Source organism: Arthrobacter sp. FW306-1B-F12A, assembly GCF_058781865.1.
The window spans coordinates 1-704 of record NZ_JBYSXD010000117.1; the positions used below are offsets into that span (position 1 = coordinate 1).

A 704-nucleotide genomic window follows, 5' to 3' on the forward strand; every position below is an offset into this window, starting at 1 on the left:
GAATACCAGCTGCCACGTGTCAAGTGGTAGGATACGGCCATGCTTCTTAATCCGCATCAGCCCGGTTCTACGGATCCCACGCTCTCGGACAGGGTCTTTGAATGGCTTGCCGAGCAGCTGGTCAGCGGCGCCCTTCGGCCGGGTCAGTGGGTCAGTGAGAATGAAGTGGCCGCCCAGTTGGGGGTCAGCCGGTCCCCCGTGCGCGAGGCGTTCGTGCGGTTCGCCAGTGAAGGCCTCGTCGAAGCCCGTCCCCGGCGCGGGACGATCATGGCCGAACTGGACCCCGATGTCGCCGATGACCTCTACCGGACCCGGCTGCTCATCGAGCCCGAGATGGCGGCCATGGCCGTCCTGCATGCAACCGAGGAACAGGTGCAGCAGGCCGTTGCCATCACCGAGGAGATGCGGCAGGCCGTCGGGGATCCACGTTCTTTCTACATAGCTCTTCTGCACCTGTACCAGCTGATGATGGATATCTGCCCCAGTGCAACGGTCCGGGACATCGTGGCGATGCTTTGGCGCCGGTCACTGCGGTTCCGCGGCATCGTGTTCCGGATCCCGAGCTGGGAACCCCAGAGGGAAGCCCTGGTGTTTGCTGAGCGGTTCGTTGAGCTTGCCCGCGCGAAGGATGAGGAAGGCGCATCAGCGGCCATGAGAACGCTCCTTGAAAACACCCAGCGCGCCGTCCACGACTACCTCGCCGT

At 63.8% G+C, this 704-nt stretch carries 1 protein-coding gene; it reads left to right on the plus strand.

What is annotated here, in order from left to right; translation table 11 throughout:
• Window positions 1-39: 39 nt before the first annotated feature.
• The coding region (locus AC3WJU_RS22470; RefSeq protein ID WP_492260930.1) for a GntR family transcriptional regulator at window positions 40-704 on the plus strand (665 nt) is incomplete at its 3' end.